The organism is Rhodococcus sp. MurmanLake-1, assembly GCF_056945715.1.
Genome location: NZ_JBWZNF010000003.1, coordinates 441931 through 468309, shown reverse-complemented (window position 1 = coordinate 468309; position 26379 = coordinate 441931). Strand labels below are relative to the sequence as shown.

At 60.2% G+C, this 26379-nt stretch carries 23 protein-coding genes; 12 read left to right on the top strand and 11 right to left on the bottom strand.

Annotation, left to right across the window (positions count from 1 at the left end; genetic code table 11):
* Positions 1-66 precede the first annotated feature (66 nt).
* The 3 genes from AC2ETI_RS12130 to AC2ETI_RS12120 are packed head-to-tail and all read left to right on the top strand — an operon-like array spanning position 67 to position 2480.
* Positions 67-1023, top strand: coding sequence for an ATP-binding cassette domain-containing protein (locus tag AC2ETI_RS12130; protein ID WP_336505103.1), 957 nt, complete (start codon positions 67-69; stop codon positions 1021-1023).
* The gene (locus AC2ETI_RS12125; RefSeq protein WP_003945537.1) at positions 1020-1820 is read left to right on the top strand and encodes an ABC transporter permease; all 801 of its coding nucleotides are present in this window, start codon (positions 1020-1022) and stop codon (positions 1818-1820) included. The genes AC2ETI_RS12130 and AC2ETI_RS12125 overlap by 4 nt, the downstream gene beginning before the upstream one ends.
* 30 nt (positions 1821-1850) lie before the next feature.
* Positions 1851-2480, top strand: a complete 630-nt coding sequence (locus AC2ETI_RS12120) for a TetR/AcrR family transcriptional regulator (protein WP_459114064.1) — start codon at positions 1851-1853, stop codon at positions 2478-2480.
* Here the strand turns inward: AC2ETI_RS12120 and AC2ETI_RS12115 are convergent.
* Positions 2471-3265: a putative protein N(5)-glutamine methyltransferase gene (locus AC2ETI_RS12115; protein WP_483633964.1), complete on the bottom strand. Its 795-nt coding sequence runs from the start codon at positions 3263-3265 to the stop codon at positions 2471-2473. The two genes, AC2ETI_RS12120 and AC2ETI_RS12115, sit on opposite strands and share 10 nt — an antisense overlap.
* A 207-nt stretch (positions 3266-3472) precedes the next feature.
* On the opposite strand from AC2ETI_RS12115, the gene AC2ETI_RS12110 reads away from it, so the two are divergent.
* Positions 3473-4633, top strand: coding sequence for a lipase family protein (locus AC2ETI_RS12110; RefSeq protein WP_483633963.1), 1161 nt, complete (start codon positions 3473-3475; stop codon positions 4631-4633).
* Between the two features lie 10 nt (positions 4634-4643).
* On the opposite strand, the gene AC2ETI_RS12105 is transcribed toward AC2ETI_RS12110, so the two are convergent.
* Positions 4644-5210: a TetR/AcrR family transcriptional regulator gene (locus tag AC2ETI_RS12105; protein WP_438472930.1), complete on the bottom strand. Its 567-nt coding sequence runs from the start codon at positions 5208-5210 to the stop codon at positions 4644-4646.
* A gap of 127 nt (positions 5211-5337) precedes the next feature.
* Here AC2ETI_RS12105 and zapE point away from each other — a divergent pair, with 127 nt between their 5' ends.
* Positions 5338-6285, top strand: a complete 948-nt coding sequence (gene zapE, locus AC2ETI_RS12100; RefSeq protein WP_483633962.1) for a cell division protein ZapE — start codon at positions 5338-5340, stop codon at positions 6283-6285.
* 9 nt (positions 6286-6294) lie between these two features.
* Here the strand turns inward: zapE and AC2ETI_RS12095 are convergent, their stop codons facing one another.
* On the bottom strand, positions 6295-7044 hold the full coding sequence (locus tag AC2ETI_RS12095) for a helix-turn-helix domain-containing protein (RefSeq protein ID WP_070796446.1): 750 nt from the start codon (positions 7042-7044) through the stop codon (positions 6295-6297).
* Between AC2ETI_RS12095 and AC2ETI_RS12090 the strand changes: the two genes are divergently transcribed.
* Together AC2ETI_RS12090 and AC2ETI_RS12085 are read left to right on the top strand one after the other, a co-directional pair.
* Entirely contained in the window at positions 7019-7864 is an 846-nt protein-coding gene (locus AC2ETI_RS12090; protein WP_483633961.1) for an ABC transporter ATP-binding protein, read from the top strand. The genes AC2ETI_RS12095 and AC2ETI_RS12090 overlap by 26 nt on opposite strands.
* Positions 7861-9168, top strand: coding sequence for an FtsX-like permease family protein (locus AC2ETI_RS12085; protein WP_019746873.1), 1308 nt, complete (start codon positions 7861-7863; stop codon positions 9166-9168). The genes AC2ETI_RS12090 and AC2ETI_RS12085 overlap by 4 nt, the downstream gene beginning before the upstream one ends.
* 18 nt (positions 9169-9186) lie before the next feature.
* Here AC2ETI_RS12085 and AC2ETI_RS12080 read toward each other — a convergent pair whose 3' ends face one another.
* The 5 genes from AC2ETI_RS12080 to AC2ETI_RS12060 form a co-directional block, all read right to left on the bottom strand.
* A complete protein-coding gene (locus AC2ETI_RS12080; protein ID WP_483633960.1) occupies positions 9187-10035 on the bottom strand; it encodes a sterol desaturase family protein in 849 nt (282 codons plus the stop codon).
* A gap of 292 nt (positions 10036-10327) precedes the next feature.
* A complete protein-coding gene (gene gad, locus AC2ETI_RS12075; RefSeq protein WP_019746876.1) occupies positions 10328-11707 on the bottom strand; it encodes a glutamate decarboxylase in 1380 nt (459 codons plus the stop codon).
* Positions 11708-11797: 90 nt separating this feature from the next.
* Complete coding sequence (locus AC2ETI_RS12070) at positions 11798-13783, bottom strand: YhgE/Pip family protein (protein ID WP_483633959.1); 1986 nt, start codon at positions 13781-13783, stop codon at positions 11798-11800.
* Positions 13784-13786: 3 nt separating this feature from the next.
* Positions 13787-14422 (bottom strand): P-loop NTPase family protein, encoded by a 636-nt coding sequence (locus tag AC2ETI_RS12065; RefSeq protein WP_024488313.1) that lies wholly within the window; start codon positions 14420-14422, stop codon positions 13787-13789.
* Between the two features lie 204 nt (positions 14423-14626).
* Positions 14627-15907: a metal-dependent hydrolase family protein gene (locus AC2ETI_RS12060; protein WP_483633958.1), complete on the bottom strand. Its 1281-nt coding sequence runs from the start codon at positions 15905-15907 to the stop codon at positions 14627-14629.
* A gap of 170 nt (positions 15908-16077) precedes the next feature.
* Between AC2ETI_RS12060 and AC2ETI_RS12055 the strand changes: the two genes are divergently transcribed.
* From AC2ETI_RS12055 to AC2ETI_RS12035, 5 genes are all read left to right on the top strand, one after another.
* Positions 16078-16719: a hypothetical protein gene (locus tag AC2ETI_RS12055; RefSeq protein WP_019746880.1), complete on the top strand. Its 642-nt coding sequence runs from the start codon at positions 16078-16080 to the stop codon at positions 16717-16719.
* Between the two features lie 1112 nt (positions 16720-17831).
* Positions 17832-17984, top strand: a complete 153-nt coding sequence (locus AC2ETI_RS12050) for a DUF1049 domain-containing protein (protein WP_225989417.1) — start codon at positions 17832-17834, stop codon at positions 17982-17984.
* A gap of 440 nt (positions 17985-18424) precedes the next feature.
* Positions 18425-20191: an oleate hydratase gene (locus AC2ETI_RS12045; RefSeq protein ID WP_060938444.1), complete on the top strand. Its 1767-nt coding sequence runs from the start codon at positions 18425-18427 to the stop codon at positions 20189-20191.
* Between the two features lie 146 nt (positions 20192-20337).
* Positions 20338-21327 carry a linear amide C-N hydrolase gene (locus tag AC2ETI_RS12040; RefSeq protein ID WP_134998436.1) on the top strand — a complete coding sequence of 330 codons (990 nt, stop codon included), beginning with the start codon at positions 20338-20340 and terminating at the stop codon, positions 21325-21327.
* 117 nt (positions 21328-21444) lie between these two features.
* Entirely contained in the window at positions 21445-23079 is a 1635-nt protein-coding gene (locus AC2ETI_RS12035; RefSeq protein WP_483633957.1) for an MFS transporter, read from the top strand.
* Between the two features lie 230 nt (positions 23080-23309).
* Here the strand turns inward: AC2ETI_RS12035 and AC2ETI_RS12030 are convergent, their stop codons facing one another.
* The 3 genes from AC2ETI_RS12030 to AC2ETI_RS12020 form a co-directional block, all read right to left on the bottom strand.
* Entirely contained in the window at positions 23310-24119 is an 810-nt protein-coding gene (locus AC2ETI_RS12030; RefSeq protein WP_020968420.1) for a PE-PPE domain-containing protein, read from the bottom strand.
* Positions 24120-24307: 188 nt separating this feature from the next.
* Entirely contained in the window at positions 24308-25495 is a 1188-nt protein-coding gene (locus AC2ETI_RS12025) for a serine hydrolase domain-containing protein (RefSeq protein WP_046377925.1), read from the bottom strand.
* Between the two features lie 144 nt (positions 25496-25639).
* Positions 25640-25927: a MerR family transcriptional regulator gene (locus AC2ETI_RS12020; RefSeq protein ID WP_020906139.1), complete on the bottom strand. Its 288-nt coding sequence runs from the start codon at positions 25925-25927 to the stop codon at positions 25640-25642.
* Positions 25928-26379 lie beyond the last annotated feature (452 nt).

The following is a 26379-nucleotide window of genomic DNA, read 5'->3' as shown; positions in this document are numbered from 1 at the left end:
ATGTGTCGGCCTCCTGGGTCACACTGGGGAACGGACTACCGACGGATTACCGATGCGGGAGGGCTCATGACCGAAGCGATTGTGGCCGAGGGGCTGGTCAAGAAGTACGGCGACGTCACGGCATTGGACGGCATCGACCTGGAAGTGCGCGAGGGTTCGGTGATGGCTCTATTGGGTCCCAACGGCGCCGGAAAAACCACTGCGGTAAGGATATTCACGACGCTGCTCATTCCGGACGGTGGACGCGCCAAGGTTGCCGGGCTGGACGTGATCGAGGATGCGCGGGCGTTGCGGTCCAAGATCGGTGCTTCGGGTCAGTATGCCGCGGTCGACGAGTACCTGACGGGCTACGAGAATCTGGACATGGTCGGGAGGCTGTATCACCTCGGCGCCCGAAGCAGTAAGGCTAGGGCACGAGAATTGCTCGAGCAGTTCGATCTCGTCGAGGCTGGAGATCGGCCGGTCAAGGGCTATTCCGGTGGCATGCGCCGCCGACTCGATCTGGCCGGCGCATTGGTTGCTCGGCCGCAGGTGTTGTTTCTGGACGAGCCGACCACCGGCCTCGATCCTCGGGCGCGACTCGGCCTCTGGGATGTCATCGAAGGGTTGGTGGCGCAGGGGACAACACTGTTGCTCACGACGCAATACATGGAGGAAGCCGAGAGGTTGGCCGACCAGATCGCCGTCATCGACCGCGGCTCGGTCATCGCGCGCGGTACTGCAGATCAGCTGAAGGCTCGGGTCGGGGGTGAGCGCATCGAACTGAGTGTGCACGAGGTCGAGCATCTCGACATCGTCCGCGAGGAATTGCGCTCGCTTGCCGTGGGGGACATTCAGGTTCAAGAGAATGTCCGTCGCGTCACCGTTCCTGTCGACGACGGCACCGATGCGTTGGTCGCAGCGCTGAATCTCCTGTCGACACGAGGCATTCGGGTGTTCGACGTCGGTCTGCGCCGGCCCACTCTCGACGATGTCTTTCTCACACTGACCGGGCACCAGGCTGAACTGGAGGATCAGAAATGACCGTGCAGATGGCGCTCGAAGACGGTTTGACCATCGCCAGGCGAAACTTGATCAAGATCAAACGCGTTCCGGATCTGCTGGTGTTCACCACTTTGTCGCCGATCATGTTCGTGCTCTTGTTTGCATACGTGTTCGGCAGCGCGATCTCCGTCCCGGGCACGTCGTATCGAGAGTTCCTGATCGCCGGAATCTTCACGCAGACGGTCATATTCGGTGCTACCTGGACTGGTTTGGGGATGGTCGAAGACATTCAGAAAGGAATCATCGACAGATTTCGATCGCTGCCCATGGCTCCGTCTGCCGTGCTGACCGGCCGAACATCGAGTGACGTGTTGATCAACGTCATCAGCTTGGTGGTCATGTCGTTGACCGGTCTTCTGGTGGGGTGGCGCATCCATTCCAGCTTCCTCGAGGCGGTGGCCGGGTATGCGCTGCTTCTGTTCTTCGCGTACGCATTGTCATGGGTCATGGCTGTCGTCGGGCTTTGGATCCGCACGCCGGAGGTGTTCAACAACGCGAGTTTCATCGTCATCTTTCCGCTGTCGTTCATCGCGAACACTTTTGTCGAGACCACCAATCTTCCCGGCCCGCTCAAAGTGATCGCCGAATGGAATCCGGTGTCGGCGGTGACTCAGGCGGTGCGTGAACTGTTCGGCAATACCAATCCTGCGATGACGGTTCCGGATGCGTGGCCACTGCAGAATCCGGTCATCGCGTCGCTGTTGTGGACTTTCGGTTTGCTGATCGTCTTCGTGCCGTTCGCTATTCGTCGGTATCAGAAGGCAGTCAGCCGCTGACCTGGTGATTCCGGCCGGTAGGGTGGGTATGTGCCGGAGCCCGAACGCATCGACAAACGCAGCCTGAGATACGCCGGGCGACGTGAGGAGTTGCTCGACGCGCTGACCCGCTACGTCATCGACAACGGTGTCGGGGAACTGACGGTGAGGCAGCTCGCCAAGGCCGTAGGTGTGTCGCATGCGTCGTTGCTCAACCATTTCGAGAGCAAGGAGAACCTGCTCTCCGAGGTCATCGAGAACATGCGTGGTGAGTCCATTCCGATTGCGGTTCCGATGAAACCGGGGGTCGATCCGGTGACAGTGCTGACCGCGTGGTGGACCGAACGTACGACGCCGGAGGTCCTGCCGCGGTTCCGAGTGATGGTCGAGATTTACGCCCTCGCGCTCGGAGACCGCGACCGCTACGGACGGTTCCTGGACCGTTTTGTAGGCGATTGGATCGAGGCACTGGAAGCCGGTCTACGACAAGCGGGTTGCCCCGAGGACGATGTTGCCTCTGTCGCTACTCTGTTGCTCTCGCAAATGCGGGGTCTGTCGATGGATCTTCTGGCCACTGGGGACCGGGCCCGCGTCGATCGTGCGTTCGGGCTTTTTGTCGACGGCTTTGCCGCCCGCGCTCGGGAGTGGTCCACGCCAGGATCCGATCGCCTTCAACACTGACCGATCACCACGGTCGACGCGGTCTCACTGTAGGTTGCCACTCGAGTGAGAAACCCTCCCCGAGTGAATGTTTCAACAGTCATTTCGACCTGCTCAGTACTCGTCTCGACGAGAAGGCAGCCACCCGGTCGTAGCCACGGCGCAGCGTCCGCGATGATGCGTCGCTGCAGGTCCAGTCCGTCGGTGCCGCCGTCCAACGAGACCAGCGGTTCGTGAAGACGGGCTTCGGGCGGCATCAGCCTGATCGAATCGGTGGGGACGTAAGGTGCATTGGCAACGACGACATCCACGCGACCGAGTAATTCCGTTGGCAGTGGTTCGAACAGATCGCCTTCGAGTACGCGCTCGGGCAGTGTGATGTTTCGGCGAGCGCACCGCACCGCGGCTGGTTCCACATCTACCGCGTACAAATCGACGGCATCGAGCGTCGACTGCAGGACGGTGCCGACAGCTCCTGAGCCACAACACATGTCGACGACGACGCTTCCCGAGACGACGAGTGAGCAGGCCTGCCGGGCGAGGAACTCGGTGCGCCGGCGTGGGACGAAGACTCCAGAGTCGATGTGAATGCGCAAGCCGCAGAACTCGACCCATCCGAGGACAGGTTCGAGTGGTTCGCCGGCAACTCGTCGGTCGACCATCGCGTCGAGTTCATCGAGAGAGCGTGCGGTGTGAAGAAGTAGGCGAGCCTCGTCTTCGGCGAATACGCAACCTGCTGCTCGGAGAATCGCGGCCACCGACTTCTGCTGCGAAGCAGGGAAGGTCGGGAGATCAGGTGCTGACATGAGAGAGCCTTTCGGCCTCCTGATCTCGCTGGGACCTGCACGTATCGAACACCGCCACCCTACCCGAGCAGGCGTGTCACGACGGTAGATGCGGAGTAGGAATCTAGGTTGACCAATTGGTAAGGCTGTTCTATGGTCTGAACTCGATCGGCTGATGTGGGGCCGATCACCACATATGCACCGTCACCGCAATCGTAGGAGAAGTACGTGAGTAAGCGACTGGGTAGGACGCTCGTCGGGCTGAGTGCGAGTGCTTTGGTGGCGTTGACAGTTGCGGCGCCGGCCGCAGCGGAACCGAACGATGCTCCGGGTGCTGTCGTGAGTCGGGAGTTACTCGGTCCCGATCGGGTGATCCCGGGCGCCGTGAGCGCAACAAAGGTGACGTACTGGTCGACGGGCCCGAAGGACGCGCCGATGACGAGTACCGGTGTGGTGTATCGCCCAGAGGGAGTTCCTCCCGAGGGTGGTTGGCCGGTCATCTCCTATGCGCACGGAACGGTGGGTGTCGCGGATCAGTGTGCGCCGAGCAGCAGTGTTCCACTCGAACGGACCGCGACGCATCTGGGTCACTGGCTGGAGCAGGGATACGCGGTGGTGACGACCGACTACGTGGGGCTCGGAACACCTGGTGTTCACCCGTATCTCGACGGTCGTTCCGCTGCGCACAGCGTTGTGGACATGGTGCGTGCCGCTCGTGCGGTCGACGACGACCTGTCGAGCGAATGGGTTGCGATGGGACAGTCGCAGGGTGGGCAGGCGACTATGTTCACCGCTTCGCTTGCCACTGATTACGCGCCGGAGTTGGACTACCGCGGCGCTGTCGCCACTGGTGTCCCCTCGAACATCGAAAATCTTCTACCGCTCGGTGGGCCGGCTTTCCCGGCGCTTCCGCTCAAGGGTACGACGGTCTACATTGCGAACGTTCTTGGCGGACTGCGTGCTTCGCGGCCGGACATCGACATCGACTCGTATCTGACCCCGCTCGGCAAGACCATCCTCGACGACGTCGAGAACAACATGTGCTACACCGAGGCGCGCACGAAGTACGGAACCGTCACACTCGGGCAGGTGCTGACGAAGTCTCTGGACAATCCAGTATTCACGGAGGCTGCGCGTGAACTGCTCACTGTGCCGACCGCAGGATACGACCGCCCGTTCTTCATTGGTCAGGGGTTGTCGGACATCGATGTTCCGGCTCCGCTGACACTGAAGTTCGCGGCTGACCTCGCTGCCAACGGTGTGGATTTTGCATTCCATACCTATCCCACTGATCATCTGGGAACCGTCCCGGCTTCGGTTCCAGACAGCACTCCCTTTGTTGCGGCGCTGTTCTCTGGTCGACAACCCTGTACCGGAAGCCTCTGCTGACCGAAGTCTTTCAGATGACCCCCACTCCGCGAAGGTAGATGTCGATCGGGATCCGAAGTTGCCGAACGGTTTCGCTGGAGTGAGGGTCCCGGCTACGTGATCCCAGGCAATAGTCGAAGATCAAGCCCTCCAGCAGGCTCAGGAAATTTGCGGCAGAGACATCAGGGTCGCCAACACCAGCGGTTTCGAAGACGGGTCTTGCCTTCTCCGGCGAAAACAGACTGCCTTCGAGGAGTTGGTGCAATGCCGAATCTCGGGGAGATTCCACGAGTAGTGCATAGCGCGCGATCAATTCGTGTCTGCGGTGCGAGAGAAGATCGTCGAGATACTCGGCCGTCAGGGCAGCAGGATCGCTGGGCCTCTCGCGGAGTTCGCCGAAAGTCGAACGTGACCGGTGCACGATGTGCAATGCGGTTGCTTCGAGAAGTGCCTCGCGAGTGCGGAAATAGTACGACGTCGAACCGGCAGGAAGTTCCAGGGACTGATCAATCGCCCGATGGGTGAGTGCACGCGGGCCCTGCTCGGCGATGATCGTGACGGCGGATGCCGCAATGAGGGCTCTGCGATCGGGCTTCATGTCGTTCCTTGCTGTCGATGTTGCATGCTGCCGGAGTTGCATGCTGCAGATGGTGCGTCGTGAGGGTCACATTGACTCGATTTGCCTTCGGTCACTAGCCTCGACTCTACAGATGTAGAGGAGCCTCATGTTACTGGACGAAGAGCAGTTGGCGGCACGTGAAGCTCTCGATGCCCTGCGAGCCCGGATATCCGGCGGTGAGGTCGGCGGAGGGATCTACCTCTGGGGTAGCGTCGGCCGCGGCAAGACGATGCTCATGGACGAGTTCTACGAGAGCATCCGAGTCGGCAAGCGGCGCATTCACTTTCATCGGTTCTTTGCAGATCTGCACTCTCGGGCGCACGAACTCGGGTCGATGGGCGCGGCACTGGACCACGTCGTCGACGGAATCCGCGTGCTCTGTTTCGACGAGTTCCACATCGACGACGTCGCCGACGCCATGTTCATGGCAAGGGTTCTCGACACAATCGTCGCGAAAGGCGTGACTGTTGTTGTCACGTCGAATGTCCCGCCGACCGATCTTCTTCCGAATCCGCTTTTTCACGAGCAGTTCGTTCCGTCGATCGAGTTGATCGAGCGGACTCTCGAGGTGATCGAATTGGGTGGCTCCGTCGACTATCGGACGGCGGGTCAGCCAGGTGCCGGGGACTACCGTTTTGCGACAGGGGAATTCCTCGTCGTCCAGGGAATCACGTGGCCTTCGGGCGAAAGTGTCGAATTGACGATAGGCACACGCACATTGGAGTGCTCGGCGATTCGAGACGGTGTTGTCTGGTTCGACTTCGAGGTGCTGTGCGCTGGCTCGACCTCGGCTGCCGACTATCTCGAGCTCGCCTCCCGCTTCGACGACTGGGTGATCTTCGGAGTACCGGTGCTCGCCGAAGCTTCGGAATTTGCCCTTCGCCGTTTCGGAAATGTCGTCGATGTTCTCTACGACGTCGATGCGCGACTGACGGTGTATGCCGCTGCCGGTGTGGAGGACGTTGCGGGCAGTCTTCGGAACATTCCCGGATTGGCGCGCCTCTACAGTCGTCTGTCGTTGCTCGCGAGGACGGAGATGGACAGCGTCAGCTGAGGGGCAGCGTCAATTCCAGGTGAGGCCGCCGGTCGCGGCGCTGGGCGTGAGCCCGAACATGCTGTGGCAGATACGGTTGAGATGGGCGCTGTCGGTGAAACCGGCCTCGTGTGCACTGGTTGTCAGGGTTGCGCCACTGCTCATCACTTCCATGGCACGTCGTAACCGTAACCAGCGGATGTAGGTCGAAAAGCTCATCTGCAGTTGATCGTTGAAGATTCTTCCCAGCCGTCCGGGCGAGATGGAGACCAGGGCGGCGATGTCCGTCAGTGTGACCTGCCCCGAGATTCTCTCGGGAAGTAGCGTCAGGGCATGCTCGAGGGCCGGGTGAAGAGCGCGTAGGCTCGACGCCTTTTCGCGTTCGGATAGTGAATCGATCAGCCTCGCTGCGTATTCCAGATCCGAATCAGCGCCGCGGTCCGTCATCGCTACTGCGGTCTGCCCACGGTCCGACCAGTCGGCCACACCACCGCGGCCCGGCTCCGGTGGCCTGATGCGCAGACCCATCCCGGTGGTGGAGTCAACGTAGATCGCCCGTCCCCACGCACCCTCGGAGGCTGACAACGCGTGGACCGCCCCGGATGGAATGACCACGGACCGCACGACTTCACTGTGGCCGTCCCCGTCCGTGACCGTGACGTCCCCGTCGTCGATGATCATGATCTGAACAGCGGCGTGCGAATGCATGTGCGCGGATCCCACTGCGCCGGTGAACATGAGAATTCCGGGCTGCATGTGGACGGCGCCGGACCAGGTCATGTCGGAAATCATAGTGACGACCCTGACAGAGCTCGGGGTCCGGTCATCCTCCGGTAGGACCGAGCTCAGTCCGAAGATCGTGCGCTGGGCCGATGTGTTCGCGAAGGGTTCACGAGAAGGTGGAATCATGAACAACGCACAAGCACCCGCAGTCCTGTCGGTCCACGCGCTGGGCAAGTCGTACGGCGACGTTCCGGTGCTCCGAGGTGTATCGCTGGAAGTGCGCGCCGGTACTGCCACGGCCATCATGGGTCCTTCAGGATCGGGGAAGTCGACACTGCTGCATTGCATGTCAGGAATCGTCAAGCCCGACGCGGGAGCAATCTTGCTGAGCGGCCGGCATATCGAGAACCTCGGTGAGAACGACCGCAGCCGGCTCCGACGGGAGTCGTACGGTTTCGTTTTTCAATCGGGCCAACTGTTGCCGGAGCTTCCGGCGATCGAGAACGTCGCTTTGCCCTTGGTGCTCAACGGGTTGTCCGTCGCAGAAGCCAAGCGGACGGCGCACGGCTTCTTCGCGCCGTTGGGGCTGGATGGGTTGCAGGATCGTCGCCCGGGTCAGATGTCGGGTGGGCAGTCGCAACGTGTGGCGATTGCGCGAGCGTTGGTAACCAAACCCGCCGTTCTCTTCGCAGACGAGCCGACCGGTGCCCTCGACGCGCAGACGAGTTGGGAAGTGATGAGGGTGTTGCGTGATTCGGCTCAACAGATCGGTTCTGCGTTGGTCGTCGTCACTCACGATGCCGAAGTCGCTCGGTGGTGTGATCGCACGATGATGATGCAGGCCGGTTCGCTCGTCGGGACACAGGTGGCGGCATGAAGGCCACAGCGCGCGTTGCATTGATGACGGTGCGCGGTGAAGGGCGAAAGGCCTTGAGTACCTTCGCGCTCCCAGTGTCCGCATTTGCCGCCTCGACGACGTTGTTGCTGACGGTGCTCGGCGGCTACGGTGCATTCGCGGGCAGATCGAGCGAACCCGAAGCCGAGGCGTACCTAGCACTCGCAGGGGTTGCTTCGGTGTTGATGATCGTTCCAGCCATCACTCTCGGTCTGGCGGCGGCCCGCTTGGGCGCCCGTCGTCGCGACGAACGACTTGCCTCGCTGCGACTCATCGGATCCACCCCTCGCCAGATCGTTGCGCTGTGCGCTGCGGAATCGGGTATCCAGGGCTTGGCCGGTGCGTTGATCGGTGTGGTGGGATACCTCCTCGCGTTGCCGCTCGTAGCTCTCTTGAGATTTCAAGGTCGGACATTCGAGTGGAGTGAGCTTTGGGTAGGCGCACTTCCGCTGGTGGGCATCGTATTCGGAATGACCATCCTGGCTGCTTTGACGTCGATGCTCGGGATGCGCCAGGTGTTCGTGAGCCCGTTGGGCGTCACGGCGGGCAATCCTAGCGCCGCACCGAAGATGATCTTCGCTGTGGCTGGGGTGGGGGTTCTTGTGGGATGGAGTGCATTCGGGGGCTCCGCGGCAAGCATCGCGGCAATCCTGGTGGGCCTTGGTCTCTGCTTCGGCGTTGTTGCGTTGGTCGGTCCGTTCGTCATTTCGCTGCTTGGACGGATCATGCTCAAATGCGCCAAAGACGGTGCTTCGCTGATTGCGGCGCGTCGGGTCCTGGACAATCCGAAGGCTGTGTGGCGCACGGTCAGCGGTGTGACGATGGCCAGCTTTGTTGCCGCAGGCACATCTCTCCTCGCCGCGATAGGCAACGGGGAAGGGCAGGATTTGCAGCCAGGGCAGGAGTTCCTGTTCGCGGACATGAGAACCGGGGTGTTGTTCACTCTCGGAGCAACATTCACGTTGGCGGCCATCTCGTCTGCGCTCACCCAGGTATCCGGGATCCTCGACAACCGTGAGCTGTATCGGAGTCTGACTTTGGCCGGCACACCTGTCGAGGTGATGGACAGCGCCCGCATGAGGCACGTTCGCACTCCCGTCGTGGTGATGGCACTGGCCGGCGCCGGCGCTGCACTGCTGTTCCTCTTCCCGCTGGCAGGGGCAGCCGTATTGACCACTCCGATGGCGCTGGTTCAGTTGGGCGTCACCCTGGCTGTGGGGATCGCGTTGGTGTTGGCCAGTGCGTTTGCAGCCAAGCCCGTCATGCGACGGGTACTCGCGGGCTGAATCTCCACCGATCGTCCGTCAGTTCTGTTTCCGGAACGGTTCGGCCAACTGGCCGAGGTAGTCGTCCGGGTAGTCGGGTTTGGCCGCCATTCCGAGATCGTCACTGCTGAAGCGCTTTTCCGGATCGAAAGAATAAGTGCGGAAAAGGTGATCCCAGATCAGAGTGAACAAACCGAAATTGACGTCACCGATTCCCGCCCACTTCAGGTGATGGAATCGGTGGCCGGCGTTGAGGGCGAGTATCGGACGCAGGGGGCCGATGCGGTAATCGGCATTCGAATGCTGAAGCAGGAGTTGGACAGCGACACAAACCGCGAGCGCCGAGGCAACCGGGACGGGCATCCCGAGGAGGATCAGTGGCAGGACGCCACCGGCGGTTTCGAAAGTCTGATGCACGGGGTGCTTCATCAGTCCGTTCATACCGTAGAACCGTTCGAGGCTGTGATGAACCGCGTGGAAACGCCACAACCATCCAACCTTGTGGCTGATCAAATGCACCACGGTGATGCCGAAATCGGCAACCAACACTGCGAAGACGACCTGAAGGACAAACGGAAGACCGCTCGGCCACAGCCCGTCGAACGGAATCACCGCGGCCATCAACGGGATGACCGCGACGCTGACCAAGATGAGGGATTCGTTGACAAACGCATGGACAGCGTCGCGAAACCTGTCCGGTCCCGGGGCATTCCACGAAGATTCGTAGGGAAGCGCCCGTTCGGCCGCGAAAGAGCAGGCCACTGCGAAGAGAATGAATGCCACCAGTGACCATTTCGGCGCGCCGGATGCCGCCAGCGCGATTGCGGCTCCGTTGATTCCCAAGAGCATGAACGGGACGTACCCGTATCTGACGATGAAGGTGAGCATGTGATCGATGGTGCTTGATAGCGGTTGCTCTCGACTTGTACGAATCGGTCGACTTTCAGTCAGTCGAAACTGCCAGACGTACGTTTGACATGCACATCTGCCGCAGTGCGTTCTTCGCGGTGAGCGCACACGCACCGTGGTTCCGGTCGATCCGTACGAACGGCGTGCACTGACCGGGCTAGCAGGCGGAGTCGATCTTTGCCTGTTGCAAAGTGTTCGTTGGTGCAGCTGGTCGTCCAGAATTAGAAGCTTGTTGAGGGGAAGCGGTTCTGAGGCTGCCCCTCAACAGCAGTTAGTGGGCGAAAGCAGTCCTTTGGGGTCGATCGGCGTTGCTCTTACGAAGTTGCTCGACGACTTCGTTGAGGGCGGTGGCGAGTTTGTACGCGAGATCTTGGCTGAAACCTTCTCGTAGCACGATCCGCAGGACGGCGACATCTTCGGCGTCGGCGGGCATGGTGTACGCGGGCACTTGGAATCCGCGTGCCCGGAGTTCGTGGGAGATGTCGAAGACAGTGAAGCCTGGGTCGTCGACGACTTCGAAGGACAAGACCGGTATAGCGGTGCCGTCGGTGATGATCGCCATGTTGTCGATCTTGGAGATTGCGGCGGAAAGCATAAGCGCGGTGTCGCGCAGCGATTCCATGATCTGGGTGTATCCGGCGACGCCGAGGCGGATGAAGTTGTAGTACTGCCCGACGACCTGGTTGCCAGATCGAGAGAAGTTGAGGGTGAAGGTCGGCATGTCGCCGCCGAGATAGTTGACCCGGAACACCAAGTCTTCCGGTAGGTGTTCTTTCGAGCGCCAGACGACGAAACCGATGCCAGGATATGTCATGCCGTACTTGTGGCCACTGACGTTGATCGAGACCACACGCGGAACCTTGAAGTCCCACATCAGCTCGGGGTGCAGGAACGGGACGACGAAACCTCCACTGGCAGCGTCGACGTGGAGGGGGACGTCGGGACCACCGTTTGAGGCGATCTCGTCGAGGGCTTCGGCGATCTCGGCGACGGGTTCGAGCTCGCCGGTGAATGTAGTGCCCAGGATGGCGACCACGCCGATGGTGTTCTCGTCGACGGCGTCACGGACCTGTTCGGGAGTGATGACGTAGCGGCCCCTTTCCATGGGGAGGTATTTTGGTTCGACGTCGAAGTAGCGGCAGAACTTTTCCCAGACGACCTGGACGTTGCTGCCGAGGATGAGATTGGGCTTCGTGGTGTCTTTACCTTCTTGTTCGCGGCGCTGGCGCCAGCGCCATTTGAGTGCGAGGCCGCCGAGCATCACAGCTTCGGAGGACCCTACCGTTGAGACCCCCGTTGCGGACGCAGGGTCGGAGGTCAGCCCTTCTGCGTGGAAGAGGTCGGCAACCATGTTGACGCAACGAGTTTCGATCTCCGCTGTCGCGGGATACTCGTCTTTGTCGATCATGTTCTTGTCGAATGTCTCGGCCATCAGCTTGTCTGCCTGAGGATCCATCCAGGTGGTGACGAAGGTTGCCAGGTTCAGTCGGGAACTGCCGTCGAGCATCAGTTCGTCGTGGATGAATCGGTACGCCGCTTCGGGATCCGACTCGGCCTTGGGCATTTTCAGAGCTGGAATCGGATCGGTGCCGAGCCGTCCTGTGTACGCCGGTGCGAGGGTTTCGGTGGGAGCTGCGAAGCTGTCTGACATTTTTTTCTCCTCCAGTATGCGAGCGTGCGGGGTACGACTTGGACGGTGATTCAAATGTGGTCGACTGTGAAGATGTTGCTGTGCAGTGCTTTACACCTCGATGGACGGGTACAGGCGTTCCATGGTGTAACGCCGGTTGCGGCGCACGGAGAGTGCGCTGATAGTCATCGAGACGAGCAGAATGCCGGTCAGGACGGCGATTGCTGTCCAGAGTCGAGAGTCGACGTGTTCGGCGGTGATGAGTTGCCGGAGGCCATTGACGGTGTATGTCATCGGGTCGAACGGATGAATGTATTGGAAGGGCGTCGCTGTCGTGGGCACTGGGTAGATGCCGCCGGCGGAGACCAGTTGCAGCATCAGGAAGGCCAATGTCACCACTCGGCCGACTGCGACGCCGAAGAGAGCATTGAACATCTGGATCATCGCCAAATACGTCGCCGAGACCAGCATCAGGAACAGGATAGTTCCGGGAACGTGTTTGACGTCCAGGCCGACCCCGATGTGGACCACGGCGTACATCGTGATCACTTGGAGGATGCCGATGAGCAGTGCCGGCCAGTAGGAAGCCAGAACTGTGCGATAGAGGCCGAGGTTACTGACAGTTGCGCGGGATTGTAGCGGGGTCAGCAGCATCCAGGTGATGATGCAGCCGACGAACAGGGCCAAGGAGAGGAAGAACGGCGCGAATCCGGTACCGAATGTGGGTGCCTCGTTGGTGTAGTCCTGCTTGAGTGCGACTGGGGTGGACAGGGTGTCCGCGGTAGCGTTGCGTTGCGCGTCGGTCCAGCTGGGTACTTGCCCAGCGCCCTGTGCGAGTGCGTCTGCCAGTTCGCTTGAGCCTGATTGCAGCTCGACCATCCCCGAAGCTAACTGATCGGCTCCGCTCGCGAGCTGGGTGCTGCCGTCGGTCAACTGGATCAGTCCGGAGTTCAAAGTCGTGGCTCCGGAACTGAGCTGGTCGGCGCCGTCGCGTAGTTGCCGGACGTCGGAGGCGAGCCCGCCGTTTTGCAGCAGCGCGAGTCCGGATTGCAGGGGACTGGATGGATCCGTCAACTGGTATTCGAGCGCGCGCGCATCACCGCTGAGGCGCGCTATCTCCGCTTGTAGTGCGGCAGTGTCACTTTGGGGTTGTGCTGCCACGAGAGGTGTGAGAGCTGCAACGGCCTGTTGTGCGAGCGGATCGGTGCTGGGTCCGAGAAGGTCGAGCACCCGCTGGATTGCCGGGGAGACGGTAACCTGTGGCGGCTTGGGGAGGCGATCCCCGAGGGTGGTGAGGGATTGCCGCAGTTGCGCAGCTTGCGCACCGACGTCGGAGACGGCAGTGGAGTCGAGGGCGTTGAGCAGTGGGTCGGCGACGCCGTCGATGGCTGTGGCGAGTTGCCCGGCGCCGGCTGCGAGCTGCGCGGAACCATCGCGTGCGGTGACCATGTTGGTGGCGAGTTCGCCTGCACCGGAGCTCAGTTGATCGGCCCCACCTTTGGCGGTGTCGATCCCGGCCGCGAGGGTCTTCGCTCCGTCGGCAGCCTGGCCCAGGCCCGAACCGGCGGTCTGTAGGCCCGTCAGGACTTGGCCGACGCCTTGGGCGCCGATGGTCGAGTTGACCTGATTGATGACCTGTTCGGACGCGTCCTGCCCGATGATGGTGGCTAGATAATTATTGGCGTCGTTGAAGGTGAAGGTGAGATCGGCCTTCTCGGGGTTGTCACCGTTGGGTGACTCGACAGCGTCGCTGAAGTTCTCCGGCAAGGTGATGGTGAAATAGTACTTGCCGCTCGAGAGTCCGGCTTGGGCTTCTTGATCCGAGACCTCCGCCAAATCAAGTTGCCCGGAGGCGATGAGCGACTTGACGACCTGATCGCCGGCATCGACTTGTTGGCCTGTCGATGTTCGCCCCGAGTCGTTATTGACAATCGCTGCGGGGATCTTGTTCACCTCGCCGAACGGGTTCCAGAAAGCCCACAAGTACATGGCGCCGTAGAGCAACGGCAACAAGATGATGGTGACGATCGCGATTCGTGGCAGGGTGCCGCGGGAGTAGCGTTTGATATCACTGCCCAGAGATATACCTGCGAGCATCGCTCACCGTCCTTCGGTCATGACGCCGATGTCACCGGCGCCCAGCAGGCCGTGCATGTTCACCACGGCATGGACGCCGCTGTCCGGCGGAAGGTCGTTGACATCGGCGGTGATCACCGACTGGTGCTCTCCCAATGCGACCAGTCGGCGTAACAACATTGTCCGCTCGTCGTCGTCGGCGATCTTGTCGACTCGACCCACCACCAGTAGCGGTGGTCTTTTGGTGTTCGCGACGGCGATCCGCAGCAACAGTTGTTGGATCTCCGGGAGATCGTCGACGAAGGCATTGAGCGGGGGGAGGTCTACGCCGCCAAATGTGTACGCACACATATCTGCTACTTGATCTTCGCTCACCCGGGGCACGAACTTGTACCACGGTGAATTCCATCGCAACTGTTCGGTCACCATGTCCCGCACCGTCACCGATGGGCGAACTTCGTCGAGTTCGTTCAGACATGCGATCGCCGAGACAGCCAGAATTCTCGAGGGTTTCTCGTAGCCCAGCACAGTCAATGACCCGGACGACAATCGCATCCGTCCGCATAGTGCCATCAGCAGGGCTGTGCGCGCGGCACCCGATTGCGCGGCCAGGACGGTCACACCGCCAGCCTCGATGTCGATGTCGAGTGGACCGAACACATGCCCCCACGGCCCGTGGAGTTCGATACCGCGGGCGGACACCAACGACCCTTCGACTCGATCCTCAGGTAATTCCCAACGCTCGAAACGTGTTTCAACCAACTTGGACTCCCGACTCGGTGGAGCACGAGGACACATCGACCCGCTCAGGTGTTCAGCTTGAATTGGCTGCACGTCAGACGGATCAACGCGATGAAGACGTTGTCACAGTATGTTTTTGACGACCTGACCATTTTTGACAATGACGGAGAGATGTTTGGCCGGATCGGCGAGCAGGCTCAGATCCTCGAGTGGATTGCCGTCGACGAGAAGAACATCTGCCCACGCATCCTTGGCGATCATTCCGAGTGGTGCTTGCCGGTACGGATCGCGTTCGCCGGCAAGACGGAAGAGTTCGGCATTTCCCGACGTGAGCATCCGAAGTGCTTCGGCATTGCTGTAGTGATCACCGAGTCGCGCCGCCATTTCACTCTGCCGCGGCGCAAGCTGCGGCTCGAGCAAAAGATCCGTACCCCACGCTGTTTTGACACCGTGCTTGCGTGCCCAGCTGTACACATCGTCAGTGCCGGTGCAGATTTCGCGATCCTTTTCTGCGCGGCCCGGATCCGGATAGTGGTGATCGCCCAGCGCGAAGGGCTGCATCGAAAGCCAGATGTCCTTCTCAGCCATCAGAGCGATCGTCGCCTCGTCAGCGAGATGACCGTGCTCGATTGATTTCACGCCAGCTTCGATGGCGCGGCGAATGCCGGTGACGTTGTAAACGTGGGTGGCGACGTAGGTGCCGTAGTCGGTGGCCGCGTGCACTGCTGCACGAAGCTCGGGATCGGTGAACTGGACCGTGTAGAGCGGGTCGTACATCGACGCAGCGCCGCCGCCGACCATCATCTTGATCTGAGATGCGCCCTTCTTCAGCTGTTCGCGAACAGCTGCCAGTACCCGGTCAGGGCCATCTGCGACGCGCATGAAACCAATTTCTTCGGCGCGAGACTGCTTGCCTCCCAACGCGGTCGGGCATTCGTAGACAAACCCGAAGTCGCCGTGTCCGCTGGTTTGGGAGATGGCAGCCTGGGAAGGGTAGATGCGCGGCCCCTCGAACAGGCCTCGATCGATCACGGACTTGATGCTGCTTGTGTCACCCGCCATGTCCCGGACCGTGGTGAACCCGCGGTGCAGCATGTTCTTTGCTTCAGCGAGGCCGTTGAGTGCGATGTGCGCTTCACTGCCGGTCACCATGTCGACGTATGAATTCGCGTTACCGACCAGGTGAACGTGGGCATCGCTCATGCCGGGCATGAGTACTCGATTACCGCCGTCCACGACAGTGGTCTCGCGGCTCGGATCATCCCCGACAGGCGACTCCGACACCGCGGCGATCGTGGTGCCGTCGATCAGAACGTCCCCGGCAACAAGGGTCGAGGAGGTGCCGTCGAAAACACGGACATTGCGAAACAGCAAACGATTTCCAGCTGGAGGAGTGGCTGTCATAAATCGGACATTAGCACCCAAAGTGGAGTCATGCTTCGGTAAAGTAAAAAACAAGCAGATGGTTTTAGTTTGTTTCCGCGTACCCGCGGCGGGCGGATCGAAATCAGTGCCTGATGACCAAGGTCCCGAATGGAGGACTTTTCATATCGAGTCCAAGTACACTGCAGCGCATGCTGATTCACCCGACCATTCGAATGCAGTCGTGGGGATTCGTGATCGGATCCGCACTCTTCGCGCTCGGGTCGGCACCCTTCCTGTCGGTCTTCTTCGGTGCCGCACTCGCCAACAGCTTCTTCTTCGCGGGCTCCTGGTTCTTTACCTGCGCGGCTTTCGTTCAGTTGGTGCTGGCCGGGCCAGCAACCACAACCGACTCGGGGCGTCCCGCGATCCGGGCCGTCTGGCTGTCTGCTGCCGTGCAGTTACTCGGGACGATCTTGTTCAACGTCAGCACCGGGGCTGCGCTGCACGCGCTTACGCTACGAGGCGAGATGCACTTGGTCTGGAATCCGAACGCGGAGGGCTCGATAGCCTTCCTCGTCTCGAGCGGACTGGCTGTCCTCATCCTGCTGAGGGAAGGCGCTTACTGGGCACCGCAATCGAAGGAATGGCAAAGCGTGTGGCTGAATACCTTGGGATCCATCGCATTCGGAGTCTCCGCGATCGGATCGTTCGTCTTGCGAGACGGGAACACGTTGGACCCGAACATGGCCAATATCGGAACCTTTGTCGGCGCAATATTCTTCCTGCTGGCATCCGCAGTATTCCTCGGAAGGAGCAGCCGTCCGGCTACTTCTATGGCCGAAGCAGTCTGAACGCGCCACGTCGCGCCCGCAATATCGAGGAATTCGCTGAGGTGGGGGAGATCGCCGACCTGCGCTGCTACGCCCACTCGATCAAGTTCTCAAACTATTGCGGGATGGTTTCGTAAAAGTTCGGCAACGGTATGGGATGTGTTCACTCTGGGATCGATGTTTTGCTTCCATCCTTCTGTGAAGCGCGCGTAGCCGTCGTGAACAGTTCGTTTTCGAGAGGGAAGCAGACCCGTATTTCAGGACAAGAGCCGAACCGTTCGATGATAGTTTCCCGGCGAGATTATCCTCTGATGAAAGGGTCAACGATCGGATACTAAATTGCTATTTTCACTTGCTTTATCGTATTTGACGAGGTGACAAGCGGTCATTCGCCGCTCTGGGGAGTCCGTGTTTCGAACATGCTGTCGATGCGTCAGGAATCTATTTCGGGCAAGCGTTCGCCGGGAGTCGATTTCACCGGTCGTACGCCGCTTCAACAGCGCGCGAACTGCACCTCATTGACACCACGATCCGAGAGTCAGGAGCAGGGCAACGATGAGCGCGGTAGCCGCCGGCAACTACCAGTCGATCCGCTTTCCATCGCTGACCAGCGCACGGATCTCCCGACCTTCCGTATGGCTCAGGCGATGAGAACGTCGAGTCCATATCCGGTGACGAGGCAGATGCCGGTGTCTACTCTAGGCAGGTTCCGCACGCACAGTAACGCATCTGGACTGAATAGAAAGCCTCAGGTTCAAGCGAAATGCCAGAGAGACAGTGTGTGAAGGCGAATTGCTTACGCAATCTAAAGCCGACATTTCGGCGCCACTCGTGTTATGTTTCGATTAGCCACGTAATCCCAGTTGGTTCCGCTCCAGATTTCAGCCATTACCGGGATCGCGGGTAGGAAACCTCGGCACGCCGAGACACAAAATCTCAGATCCTCGCCGCCAGACGTGAACAGAACTGGATCGGTACGGGAGAGTCCGGTATCTCCTTCGAAAAAGCATTCGATCGATATCACTCGACATAGAATGGGGTACCTCCCATGAGTTCGGAAACCCGGCAGGCATCCGCCCGATCAGTACTCGCATCACGTAACACCCTCACCTTTGCTGTTGGTGGTGCAGGCGGTGACCTTTATCCTCCAGAACCGGGCCGCGACCACGATCCAACTGTTTTGGGTCTCAGTGCAGTCCCCACTCTGGCTCACCCTCGTCGTGATACTCGTCCTCGGATGGATCGCCGGCTTGCTGACCAACCGCCGTGCGAAAACTGCCGACTGAACCTCGAGGACGAAATAATGATCGCAATCCGGAAAACCAAAGTCCTCGGTACATGCGTTCGGGGATCACCGATCGCGTTCGAGACGGCCTTCAAGGGGTTCGACGTCACGGCGTACGGCATCAGCGAGACGCCATTCGCCGCATGTAGACGGGATTTCGAGTCATCGGAGACGTCCAAACGCGACGTCTCCGAGCGGCTGACAGCTCGGTCGCCGTCGTATCCGAAAGATTCTAGTTTACAGCAGATCTCGCTGTCGCTGTCGCGACGTTCTCCTGTCGTCGAGGCGGCCGCTGTATTCCCTACAACATCTTGGCTCCCGGTGTCGCTGTAATGCAAATACTTTCGGCGTGGCCGAAGGAAAACTACATCACCAAGAGAAAACTCGGCATCCATTCCGTGAAGGGTCCTGTCGCCAAACCTCTAAATGAGATGGGGAACAATGTATTACAGCAGTGGAAACTACGAAGCGTTCGCGCGGCCACGCAAGCCTGACGGGGTGGACGGCAAGACTGCATGGTTCGTCGGTTCGGGGCTTGCATCGCTTGCCGGTGCGGCATTCATGATCCGCGACGGCCAGATGGCAGGAAACAACATCACCGTCCTGGAGCGGTTGAAATTGCCCGGCGGTGCACTCGACGGAATCAAGGAACCGGAGAAGGGCTTCGTCATTCGCGGTGGCCGCGAGATGGAAGATCACTTCGAATGTCTCTGGGACCTGTTCCGCTCTGTCCCCTCGATCGAGGTCGAAGACGCCAGCGTGCTCGACGAATTCTACTGGCTCAACAAAGACGACCCGAACTATTCGCTGCAGCGCGTCACCGAACGTCAGGGTGAGGACGCGCACACAGACTTCAAGTTCAATCTGAACTCGAAGGCGCAGAAGGACATCATGAAGGTCTTTCTCACTCCGCGTAGCGAACTCGAGAACAAGCGCATCAACGAGGTGTTCGGCAAGGAATTCCTCGCAAGCAATTTCTGGCTGTACTGGCGCACAATGTTCGCGTTCGAGGAATGGCACAGTGCTCTCGAAATCAAGCTGTACCTGCATCGATTCATCCATCACATCAAAGGCCTGCCGGACCTGAGTACCCTCAAGTTCACCAAATACAACCAGTACGAGTCTCTCGTGCTGCCGCTGTACACGTGGCTGCTCGATCAGGGAGTGAATTTTCGGTTCGATACCGAAGTCACCGACATTGACTTCGATATCACGGGTGAAGTCAAGCGGGCCAAACGCATTCACTGGAAATCCGAGGGTGTTTTGGGTGGGGTCGACCTCGATGACGGCGACCTGGTGTTGACTACCATCGGCTCGCTCACCGAGAACTCGAACAACGGAGACCATCACACGCCGGCGAAACTCGACGAGGGCCCCGCTCCAGCGTGGGATTTGTGGCGTCGTATAGCAACAAAAGACCCCGCATTCGGACGACCAGACGTCTTCGGTGGGCACGTCGCAGAAACCAAGTGGGAATCAGCGACAGTGACCACGTTGGATGCCCGAATCCCAGAATACATCGAAAAGATATGCAAGCGTGACCCATTCAGTGGACGAGTAGTCACCGGCGGCATCGTGACAGCACGAGATTCGAAGTGGTTGATGAGCTGGACCGTAAACCGGCAACCGCACTTCAAACAACAACCCAAGGATCAGATCGTCGTCTGGGTCTACTCACTATTCGTCGACGTCCCCGGTGACTACGTCGACAAGCCGATGCAGGAATGCACCGGCGAGGAAATCACCCAAGAGTGGCTCTATCACATGGGCGTTCCAGTCGAGGACATCCCGGAACTCGCGGCCAATGCGGCGAAGACCGTTCCAGTGATGATGCCCTATGTCACTTCCTTTTTCATGCCCCGTCAGGCCGGTGACCGGCCTGCGGTTGTACCGGATGGTGCCGTCAACTTCGCCTTCCTCGGCCAGTTCGCGGAAACAACACGCGACTGCATCTTCACGACGGAGTACTCGGTCCGCACCGGGATGGAGGCCGCGTACAGCCTGCTCGGGATCGAACGCGGAGTGCCGGAAGTTTTCGGCTCCACCTACGACATCCGCAAACTTCTCCAAGCAACCTACTTCCTCAATGACAAGAAGGAGGAGAGCGTGCCGTTGCCGAAGCTACTTCGCCGCAGACTGGACAAGAAGCTCGACGAGAACGAGATCGGACAGCTGCTGCACGAATACCACATTCTCCCCCGAGAATGACGCTGGTTTCTGAATGTCTTTGTCAATGAGGGCTTCTGAGAGAAAGTGCCCGTTCGGCTGTGGTCGAAGGGGCGTCTCGGAGCTGAATCTCGGTCTGGACCTCGGGCAACTATGAAGTTCTCGAAGAACTACGGAAGGCAAAATCAATGTGTACCAGGGTGATGTGGCCTGATGCGGCCGGATCTGTTCTTGTCGGACGAAATATGGATTACCATCGGGACACCGGTACGAACCTGTGGTCGCTTCCGCGTGGGATCAAACGCGACGACGGCGTAGGCGGTTCTCTGAGTTGGACTGCCGAATACGGCAGTGTCGTGGCCGGCGCTTTCGACATGATGTCGGTCGACGGTATGAACGAAGCGGGATTAGCAGGTCATGTTCTGTGGCTAGCGGAATCGGATTACGGTACTCACGACACGTCGAGACCGGCTCTGAGCATGGCGGTCTGGCTGCAGTACTTCCTGGACAACTTCTCCACCGTTGCCGATGCCGCCGCGTGGATCCGCGACGTCGACGTTCAGGTTGTCCCACTGGGCGATCCGGCGACCGGCGAAGTGCCTGCAGTTCATCTCGCGTTGGACGATGCGACCGGTGATTCGGCGATCATCGAATACCTGGATGGCAAGGCCACCGTCTGGCACAGCCGCGAACACCTAGTGATGACCAATTCCCCGGCCTACGACAAGCAGATCGAACTTCTCAAAGAGGTCGACGGCTTCGGGGGCGCCAATCCTCTGCCCGGCACCACACTCGCAGCCGACCGGTTCGCCCGCGCCGCATACTACGTAGGCCGACTGCCTCAACCTAAGAGTGAAGTCGAGGCTGTCGCGGGAATGTTCAGTGTGATCCGCAATGCGGCGCAACCTTTCCGCATCCCCGACCCGGACAAACCCTATGCATCGCAGACGATCTGGCAGACGGTGGCAGACTTGACCAACAAGCGGTACGTCTTCGACTCGACCACGCGACCTAATGTCGTCTGGGTGGATCTGGACAAGTTGAACTTCAATGAAGGTGCGCCTGCGGGCAAACTCGATCTGATGGGCGATACATCCCTCGAAGGAGGGCTTGCCGGCAACGTCTCTCGCCGATTCGAGAAGACAGCCGCGATGAAATTCCTGACCCTGCCGACCTGATCGAAGCCAGCAGTTCGCAGGGAGGGGGGCCACCCAGTCAGGTGGCCGCCCTCGGCGTCGCTGCTCGTGACCGATATGCCACCGTCGAGACAACTCAGATCCTCCTAGGGGCGCATCATGGATACCGCGGACCCGTTGCCTTCCTCTCCCGTTACAAAAGCGCTTACGAGTGACGCCCACCCGAGGGTGAGTTGGCTACCGCTGGTACTAGTGTGTTTCACAGGGTTGGTATCTGTGTTCAACGTGACGGCGCTGCCGATGGCGATCAGCGGCATCGTCGACGGCCTGGACACCACCATCTCGAACGTGCAATTGGCGATCGTCGCTTACGGGGTATTCGTCGCAGCCTTCACGATCACGGGCGGCAAGATCAGCGGCGTGCTCGGTGCCAAGAATGCTCAGCTGCTCGGGCTGGGCATCTATGCGTTCGGTATGCTGTGTTGCTTTCTGGCACAGAATATTTCAATGCTGATTGCCGGCGAGGCGATCGCTGGACTCGGGGGCGCGCTTCTCGTGCCCAACGCGTTGGCGATTCTGGGGCAGGCGTATTCCGGTCCACAACGAACCGTTGCGGTATCGGTCCTGGCGGGTACGACCGGTATCGGTGCCGCGTTTGCTTTGTTGGTTGGTGGTCTGCTCGTCCAAGCCTGGGGATGGAGGGCGCCCTTCGCGCTCTTGCTCGCCATCACGGCAGGAACAATCGTCATCGCATCACGTGTGGCCCTTATCCGGATTCCATTCCGTGGGTCCGTCGACAAGACGAGTATCGCGCTGTCTGCCGTCGGGGTGCTGTTGTTGGTCGCCGCCATCAATCAGATCGGATCATGGGGGCTCGTTCTCGCCGCCGAGTCCGCACCGGTGAGTGTGCTCGGACTCTCGCCTGTGCTCGCATTGCTGGTGATCGGCGGCCTCGTCCTGCACACGTTCGCCGCCCGCCAGCACTTGTTGCTCCGGGGAGAAAGAACACCGCTACTCGAACCTTCGGTGTTCGAGTCTGGTCTCAACCGAGCGTGTTTGAGTGGGTTGGTTGCGATAAACCTGTTGATGGCCGGTGTGAGCTACCTGCTACCGCTGTACACCCAGATGGTATTGGGCAAGAGCCCTCTGGGCACGGCAATGATACTGATACCTATCTCTTTGGCCGCACTCGTCTCCGCGGCTGCAACACCTGCACTGATGCGACTGCTTGCGTGCCGATGGCTCCTGACAGGGGCGCATGTACTGGCCGCCGCGTCGGCGATTCTGTTGGCACTGACCATCTCGAACCAATGGTCCGGTGCATGGACATTGATCAGCGAAGTGTGCTTGGGTCTCGGCATCGGAGTCGGATTGAGTGCGGGCAGTGCGCTTCTCATGGAGACTAACCCTCCTGCTATCGCGGGTGAGATCGGCAGCGCTCGAGGAATGGCGAACTTTCTCGGCCTGTGCACCGGCACCGCCGTTGCCGGGGCGGTCCTGATGTCCGTGCTCGCGCAGTCTGCCTCGGTCCGTATCACGAACAGCCCAGATCTACTGTCCAACGGCAGTATCGAGGTAACGGCCAGTTCGGTCAGTTTCGTCGCCAACGATGACCTCCGCGCCAGTCTCACTGGGCTGGAACTGACCTCGGCGCAACTCGATCAGGCGGTGGAGATCAACGTCGAATCCAGGCTGATTGCGCTGCGGGCGAGCCTCTCGGTGCTCGGGTTAGCGGCGCTCCTCCCGATCGTGACGTTCCGCCACCTGCCGACTCGCCGCCAGGAAGCGGACTGATGCGACTTCGGCCGCCTGCGGCGCCATGCCGGTGGAGAGCGACTGCGCGTCACGATCTTGAATAGTTTTGTAGAGCAATAGACGTAACGCGGAGTAGTGCATCCCGACCTGCGGCAGGATGCACTCAACTTCTCGACGTCTGCATCGTCGGCGTGTAGAGGGCGTTCCAGCCGGGTGGTTCCTGCGGAGGTGGTGGAGATGAAGCGATGGTGCCCTAGCCAGCCGTCCGGCTACTTCGTTAGTACGGTGGCGAGTGCAGCGCTCAGATACGGAGTGATGTTCTCGACGACCCGCGTCACGATCGCAGTGGCAACGTCAGCGGGTTGCAGTGGCACCGACGGCGTCTGCGGCAATGCCGGGGGAGCAGGCGGAGCGGGCTCGGACATCATCGGCGTATAGGTGTTGTGCTTCGTGAAGTAGCCGAAGACCGAATCCACGAACACCTCGGGCGCATCACGCGGCTTGGGCATGTTGCAGATGCCGTCACCCTCGATGCAGACTTCCTGCACTGCGATGTCTCCGAATCCGCCCCGTGCTCCGGACATCGTCGCTCCCGGAACGACATTGGGTACTACGGTTTCGATGCCCCCGGCCGAGTTGCGAGGGTCGGCGTAGAGGACGCCTTCGACTTGCGACTGCGGAATGGATCCGTCGCGTGCGATGTCACCGAGAACGTCGCCGGCAATACGCGCTCCCTGTGAGTATCCGGTGACGACGATCTCGCTGCCCGGGCACTGAGCGTGGAAAGCGTTGACTTCAGTGCGAAGCGTCTGGGCGCCGGCGGCAACGCTCTGGTCGTACGTCTGATCGCCGAGCGGCCAGAAGCTGGCGGGGTAGGTCACCGGCTTGGAGGCGTAACCCTGGGCCACGTAGCGGTCGGTGACGGGTTGCGTCGTTTGTCCCGTCGGATCCCACGTTCCGCCGACCGCGAATACCGCACCGGCAGGGCACGACCCACTGTCATTCGGGTCCGCTCCGGCAGGCACCGACATCACAAGAGTCACCCCCGCTGTGACTGCAACCGTGCATGCCACTGACATCGCGTATTTCCTCATCGGGCCTGTCCCCATCTATCTACGTTCTCGTTCACTGGCGAGACAACCCGCGGTCCGACGCGTTTCGTTCGGTACTGAAGAGAATGGTGATGGGGCGATAAGTCCTGGAGGTAATCCGCGCGTAAACAGGAAGTTGCCGACCGACGCTGTTTGCTACCAGCGTGTGTGGCGCGTCACGGCGTCGGGACCTGCGGTGGGTGATCCGGTTCGAGGAGGGTTCCGATGGCCTTGCCCATCGGCACGGCGTTGTTGAGGTCCGCGTTGGTTGTCGGCCCGAGCGTGGCGTAGACGACGATCGTCGTCTTCGAGTCGGGGTAATAGAGCGCAAGCCCGTTGTAGCCGCCGTACGACGGGTTCATCACCAGCCAACCGTCGAGGTGCCCGGTCCCGAAGGAAAAGAACTTGTCCGCCGTCATACTTCCCAAGCCCGCAGTCGTCGGCGCCATCTGCTGCTCGAAAGCCTTGTCGGAGAGCAACTCTCCCGTTCCGAGCGCGCGCACCCACTTTCCGACGTCGGCGACAGGCGCGTTCATGTTTCCGCTGTGCAGGAAAGCCGTCGGATTCCAGAAAGTGGAGTCTTCGAATACTCCGCGTTCATTGGTGTAGCCGTGCAGGATCGGCTCGTCCATCTGCGACGTGAGCACAACGCTGCTGTGATCCATCCCGAGCGGATCGAAGACGCGCTGCTGAAGTAGGTCGCCCAGCGGTTTTCCAGTCGCTTTCTCCATGACGTCGCCGAGCAGCGTCAGATCGCTGTGCGCGTACGCCCAACCGGTGCCGGGTTCGAACAGCGGTGGGCGGGAATTGGCAAGATTCAGGATCTCCTGAGAAGTCCAGCCCTTCATCGGGTTGTCCGTGAAGAGTTTGAGGAACTGTGGATCGGTCACGTAGTCGGAGATGCCCGACGTGCTGTTGGCCAGCATTCGTGGAGTGATGGTGTCTGCGCGTGGAAAGTTCGGTTCCCACTTCGCGATCGGTTGATCGAGGGGAAGCGTTCCCTCTTCGTCGAGTTGTAGCAGGACTGTCGAGAGCATCGGTTCCATCGGCTGACCGACGCGCAACTGCATGTCGGTTGTCGCCGGAACTCCGATAGGGGACTCTCCGACGGCACCGAGAGCAATCTCGTCGTCGCCCCGCCACACTCCGAACACGGCGGCACTGAGGCCCAAGTCGGCCACTTGACGGCGGACGAGGTCCGCGATCTCGTTGGATTCCTGACTGCTCGCGGTGCTGGGAGATGCGCTGCTCGTGTTTGTTGCCGAGTCCTCGTCGGAACTGCACGCAGCGGTTGCAATGGCAACGGTCAAGGCGATCGACAGAGCAGCTAGCCGCACCCGAGTGCGGTGGTGGGAGGAATTCATGCCTGCGATCCCTTCGATGTGGAAATCGAGCAACCGACGCCTAGCAATGTCCCAATTGACTGAATTTAGCGCAGTTCGAAGGGGGAGGGAACAGATTGACGGTTAGGGGTGACTGCTACTCCCAGTGCCTGGTCACGTCAGTCCTCAGTCCGGCGTTGCGTCCGATTCCGCTCGTCGGTCCTGCGCTTGCTGGAGCTCGGCGTTGATGCGACGAGCCTCGGTGAGTTGGTCTTCGAGGATGATGATGCGGCAAGCCGCGTCGAGCGCCGTGCCGTTGGCTACGAGTTCGTGCGCGCGGGCCGCGATGCGCAGCTGGTACCGGGAGTAGCGGCGATGTCCGCCCTCAGAGCGTTGTGGGGTAAGCAGTTTCGCGGCATCGAGGCTACGAAGGAAAGCTTGCCTGACACCGAGGATCTCGGCCGCATGTCCCATGCTGTACGCAGGATAGTTCTCGTCGTCGAATCTGCCGGAGGGGTCCCCCGGTGGTGTATCTGCCGGAATGGCTCGCTTCTTTCGCTGAACGGACGGGGCCCCCGGCGCGAGGTGCGCCGGGGGCCGGATGGGGTTGAACTTACTTACATAACTGCATTCTTTCGAACTTCCGGACTCGCACAAAACATCCGGTAGCCGCTTTGAAGGGGGGTGCCGGGTCCGACTACACACTCACACACGAATTCGGCCCCGGCACGTCCCTGCCCTGCGGTACTGCTTGCGGGTAGTTCATCTCTCCCGCATCTCTTGACTCGTTCCTTGCTACGAGAAAAAAGATACAACAGCCTTGCAAGAATGTCTACCCTGACTGCTGTAGATATTTTGTTGCGAACTTTCTAGGTATCGATGTTCAGGAACGGCCTGGTCACCGGGGGTGAGAGCGCTCCATGTGA

Coding starts and splice junctions, on each gene's coding strand:
- AC2ETI_RS12130 (WP_336505103.1), top strand. CDS start 67: ATGACCGAAGCGATTGTGGCCGAGGGGCTGGTCAAGAAGTACGGCGAC.
- AC2ETI_RS12125 (WP_003945537.1), top strand. CDS start 1,020: ATGACCGTGCAGATGGCGCTCGAAGACGGTTTGACCATCGCCAGGCGA.
- AC2ETI_RS12115 (WP_483633964.1), bottom strand. CDS start 3,265: ATGTCAGCACCTGATCTCCCGACCTTCCCTGCTTCGCAGCAGAAGTCG.
- AC2ETI_RS12105 (WP_438472930.1), bottom strand. CDS start 5,210: ATGAAGCCCGATCGCAGAGCCCTCATTGCGGCATCCGCCGTCACGATC.
- zapE (WP_483633962.1), top strand. CDS start 5,338: ATGTTACTGGACGAAGAGCAGTTGGCGGCACGTGAAGCTCTCGATGCC.
- AC2ETI_RS12090 (WP_483633961.1), top strand. CDS start 7,019: ATGTGGACGGCGCCGGACCAGGTCATGTCGGAAATCATAGTGACGACC.
- AC2ETI_RS12095 (WP_070796446.1), bottom strand. CDS start 7,044: ATGACCTGGTCCGGCGCCGTCCACATGCAGCCCGGAATTCTCATGTTC.
- AC2ETI_RS12085 (WP_019746873.1), top strand. CDS start 7,861: ATGAAGGCCACAGCGCGCGTTGCATTGATGACGGTGCGCGGTGAAGGG.
- AC2ETI_RS12080 (WP_483633960.1), bottom strand. CDS start 10,035: ATGCTCACCTTCATCGTCAGATACGGGTACGTCCCGTTCATGCTCTTG.
- gad (WP_019746876.1), bottom strand. CDS start 11,707: ATGTCAGACAGCTTCGCAGCTCCCACCGAAACCCTCGCACCGGCGTAC.
- AC2ETI_RS12070 (WP_483633959.1), bottom strand. CDS start 13,783: ATGCTCGCAGGTATATCTCTGGGCAGTGATATCAAACGCTACTCCCGC.
- AC2ETI_RS12060 (WP_483633958.1), bottom strand. CDS start 15,907: ATGACAGCCACTCCTCCAGCTGGAAATCGTTTGCTGTTTCGCAATGTC.
- AC2ETI_RS12055 (WP_019746880.1), top strand. CDS start 16,078: ATGCTGATTCACCCGACCATTCGAATGCAGTCGTGGGGATTCGTGATC.
- AC2ETI_RS12045 (WP_060938444.1), top strand. CDS start 18,425: ATGTATTACAGCAGTGGAAACTACGAAGCGTTCGCGCGGCCACGCAAG.
- AC2ETI_RS12040 (WP_134998436.1), top strand. CDS start 20,338: ATGTGTACCAGGGTGATGTGGCCTGATGCGGCCGGATCTGTTCTTGTC.
- AC2ETI_RS12035 (WP_483633957.1), top strand. CDS start 21,445: ATGGATACCGCGGACCCGTTGCCTTCCTCTCCCGTTACAAAAGCGCTT.
- AC2ETI_RS12030 (WP_020968420.1), bottom strand. CDS start 24,119: ATGTCAGTGGCATGCACGGTTGCAGTCACAGCGGGGGTGACTCTTGTG.
- AC2ETI_RS12025 (WP_046377925.1), bottom strand. CDS start 25,495: ATGAATTCCTCCCACCACCGCACTCGGGTGCGGCTAGCTGCTCTGTCG.
- AC2ETI_RS12020 (WP_020906139.1), bottom strand. CDS start 25,927: ATGGGACATGCGGCCGAGATCCTCGGTGTCAGGCAAGCTTTCCTTCGT.